Origin of the sequence: Streptomyces sp. WG5, assembly GCF_049974565.1 — a bacterium.
Classification (GTDB): Bacteria; Actinomycetota; Actinomycetes; order Streptomycetales; family Streptomycetaceae; genus Streptomyces.
In genome coordinates this window covers 1-4,110 of the sequence record NZ_JBNGGC010000085.1, presented here as the reverse complement: position 1 = coordinate 4,110, position 4,110 = coordinate 1, and the positions used below count along the sequence as shown (strand labels likewise).

At 76.1% G+C, this 4,110-nt stretch carries 2 protein-coding genes; both read left to right on the top strand.

Annotated elements, in window-relative coordinates; genetic code table 11:
* A partial coding sequence (locus ACP4IX_RS35875) for an SDR family NAD(P)-dependent oxidoreductase (protein ID WP_426558787.1) occupies positions 1–2,317 on the top strand: 2,317 nt, incomplete at its 5' end.
* Positions 2,318–2,338: 21 nt separating this feature from the next.
* A partial coding sequence (locus ACP4IX_RS35870) for a type I polyketide synthase (RefSeq protein WP_426558785.1) occupies positions 2,339–4,110 on the top strand: 1,772 nt, incomplete at its 3' end.

The window sequence follows — 4,110 nt, the reverse complement described above, 5'->3', positions numbered from 1 at the left end:
GGCCCGGTTCTTCGCCGGGACCGGCGCCCGCCGCGTGGACCTGCCCACCTACGCCTTCCAGCGCGAGCGCTACTGGCCCGAGCCCGCGGCCCCGCGGCCCGCCGCCGACGCCGCGCGCGACGCGGTGGACGCCCGCTTCTGGGAGGTGGTCGAGAACGCCGGTCCGACCGGGATCGCCGAGGAGTTGGGCGTCGACGCGGAGCAGCCACTGAGCGCCGTGTTGCCCGCCCTGTCGCTCTGGCGCCGGGACCAGAGGGCGCGTACGCAGGCGGACGCACGGCGCTACCGCGTCGCCTGGCACCCGTGGCCTCTGGGGAACGGCGACGCCACCCCCACCGGCGACTGGCTGGTGGCCCTCCCGGCCGCCCACGCCGACGACCCCTGGATCGCTGCCGTGACGGCGCGCATCGAGGCCGGCGGCGCCCATGTCGTACCGGTCGTGCTCGACGCCACCGACGCCGCACCGGACGCGATCGCCGCCCGCCTGCGCGGACACGCCGTCGTGGCCGGTGTCCTGTCGCTCCTCGCGCTGGACGAACGGCCCCACCCCGAGCACCCCGGAGTCCCGGTTGGCCTCGCGCTGACCTCCGCGCTCGCCGAGGCGCTGACCGGCGAGGCCTCCGGGGTCGACGGGCCGCTGTGGTGCGTGACCCGCGACGCCGTTGCGGCCGTCGCCGCGGACGGGCTCGCCGGAGCCGCCCAGGCCCACGTCTGGGGCCTGGGCCGGGTCGTGGCCCTGGAGCACCCCGACCGCTGGGGCGGACTCGTCGACCTGCCCTCCGACTGCGACGAACGGGCGCTGAACCGCCTGGCGGCGGTGCTCGCCGGAGCAGGCGACGAGGACCAGCTGGCCGTCCGCGCGTCCGGAACCTTCGTACGGCGCCTGGAGCGTGCCGCGCCCCAGGGACCGGGCGCCGGGACCTGGACCCCGCGCGGCACTGTGCTCGTCACCGGCGGCACGGGCGCGCTCGGCCGCCACACGGCACGATGGCTTGCCGGGCACGGAGCGCAGCGGCTTGTCCTCGTCAGCCGCAAGGGAGCCGACGCGCCGGGCGCGGCGGAGCTGGAGAGGGAGCTGTCGGGGCTCGGCGCGCACGTGACGCTCGCCGCGTGCGATGTCGCCGACCGGGCCGCGCTGGGGGCGCTCGTTGAGCGGCTGGCCGCGGAGGGCACTCCGGTGCGTGCCGTCGTGCACGCCGCCGGTGTCTCGCAGCCGCCCGGGACACACACCGACCTGCCCGGACTCGCCCACGTCGTGGCCGCGAAGACCGCCGGTGCCGTGAACCTCGACGCGCTCTTCGGCACGCCGGACTCGCTCGACGCCTTCGTGCTCTTCTCGTCCATCGCCGGTGTCTGGGGCAGCGGCGGCCAGGGCGCGTACGCGGCGGCCAACGCCTTCCTCGACGCGCTCGCGGAGCGGCGCAGGTCCGAGGGCCTGCCCGCGACCGCCGTCGCCTGGGGCCCGTGGGCCGACGGCGGCATGGCGGCCGAGGGCGACGCGGAGGAGCAGCTGCGCCGCCGCGGACTGCCGCCCATGGCCCCGGCCGGCAACCTGCTGGCGCTGGGACGCGCCGTTGCCGGGCCCGAGGCGGCCGTGACGGTCGCGGAGGTGGACTGGGCGCGCTTCGCACCGGCCTTCACCGCGGCCCGGCCCCGCCCCCTCGTCGCCGACCTCCCCGAGGTCCGCGACGCCCTGCGCGCCGGCCCGGCGGCCACCGCGGACGGCACCGGCGACCCGTCCTCCGCGACACTCCGGCGCCTCGCCGAACTCACCGGCGACGACCGGCAGTCGGCCCTGCTGGACCTCGTGCGCGAGCACGCGGCGGCGGCCCTCGGACACAGCTCCGCCGTCGCCGCCGAACGCGCCTTCAAGGACCTCGGCTTCGACTCGCTGACCGCCGTCGAACTGCGCAACCGCCTGGCCGCGGCGTGCGGGCTGCGCCTGCCCTCCAGCCTCGTGTTCGACTACCCCAACCCCCGCGCCCTCACCGGGCACCTGCTGCACAGCCTCTTCCCCGAGGCCGCCGGCACCCCCGCCGCCCCCGTGGACAGCGACCCGCAGGACGCCGAACTGCGCCGGACGCTGGCCACCATCCCGCTGGGCCGGATCCGCGAGGCCGGACTGCTGGACACCCTGCTGCGGCTCGCCGCCCCGGACGGCACACCCGCCGGCGCGGCGGACCCCGACACCGCGGACGCCGCGGACTCCATCGACGCGATGGACCTCCAAGCCCTCCTCGACCTGGCACTCGACGGCCACGGCGACCCCGACGGGTCCCACGGCGGGGCCACCGGCGACGACAGCAACCGATCCTGACGTGCCCGAAGTGCGGAGTATGTGATGACAACCCCGAACGAAAAAGTCGTTGAAGCGCTGCGGGTATCGCTGAAGGAGACCGAGCGGCTGCGCCGCCGGAACCGGGAGCTGACCGACGCCTCGCGCGAGCCGATCGCGATCGTCGCCATGGGCTGCCGCTTCCCTGGCGGCGTCCGCTCGCCCGAGGACCTGTGGGACCTCGTCGACCGCGGCGGCGACGGCATCACCGGCTTCCCCGTCGACCGGGGCTGGGACATCGAGTCGCTGTACGACCCGGACCCCGACCACGAGGGCACCACCTACGCCCGCCACGGCGGCTTCCTCCACGACGCCGGCGACTTCGATCCCGCCTTCTTCGGGATCTCGCCGCGCGAGGCGCTGGCCATGGACCCGCAGCAGCGCCTGCTGCTGGAGACCACCTGGGAGACGTTCGAACGCGCCGGGATCGACCCGGCCACCCTGCGCGGCAGCCGGGCCGGTGTCTTCGTCGGCGCCTCCGCCAACGCGTACGGCGCCGGAGCCGGGGACCTCCCCGACGGCGTGGAGGGCCACCTCCTCACCGGCACCGCCTCCAGTGTCGTCTCCGGCCGCCTCGCCTACGTCTTCGGCCTCGAAGGCCCCGCCGCGACCATCGACACCGCCTGCTCGTCCTCCTCCGTCGCCCTGCACATGGCCGTCCAGGCCCTGCGGCAGGGCGAGTGCTCCCTCGCCCTGGCCGCGGGCGTCACCGTGCTCGCCGGACCCGACGTGTTCGTGGAGTTCAGCCGCCAGCGCGGCCTGTCCGCCGACGGCCGCTGCCGGTCCTTCGCCGAAGCAGCCGACGGCACCGGCTGGTCCGAGGGCGTCGGCGTGCTCCTCGTCGAGCGCCTGTCCGACGCGGTCCGCAACGGCCACCCCGTACTCGCCGTGGTCCGCGGTTCGGCGGTCAACCAGGACGGCGCGAGCAACGGCCTGACGGCCCCCAACGGCCCGTCCCAGCAGCGCGTCATCCGCCAGGCACTGGAGAACGCCCGCCTGACCCCCGCCGACATCGACGCCGTCGAGGCGCACGGCACCGGCACCACCCTGGGCGACCCCATCGAGGCTCAGGCACTGCTCGCCACCTACGGCCAGGACCGGCCCGAGGACCGGCCGCTGCTCCTGGGCTCCCTCAAGTCCAACATCGGCCACACGCAGAACGCCGCGGGTGTCGCGGGCATCATCAAGATGGTCATGGCGATGCGGCACGGTGTGCTGCCGCGCACCCTTCACGTCGACCGGCCGACCTCGCACGTCGACTGGTCGACGGGCGCGGTGTCCCTGCTCACCGACGCCGTGGACTGGCCGGAGACCGGCCGCCCGCGCCGCGTCGGCGTCTCGGCGTTCGGCGTCAGCGGGACCAACGTGCACACGATCATCGAGCAGGCCCCGGAGCCAGAGGAGACGGACGCCCCGGCCGCCGCCCCGGCACCCGCCGCCGGGGGCGCGGTGCCGTTGCCGCTCTCGGCGAAGGGACGCGACGCGCTCCGCGAGCAGGCCCGCCGCCTTCACGCGTACGTCGACCGGAACGCCGGGACGCGCGCGGTCGACGTCGCGCACTCCCTCGCCACGACCCGCGCCTCCTTCGAGGACCGCGCCGTCGTCGTCGCCGAGGACCGCGACGCCTTGCTGTCGGGCCTCGCCGCCCTGTCCGCGGGCGAGTCGGCGCCGGGCGTGGTGACCGGCTCGCCCGTCGCGGGCAAGCTGGCGTTCCTGTTCACGGGGCAGGGGAGTCAGCGGCTGGGGATGGGGCGTGAGTTGTATGCGGCCTATCC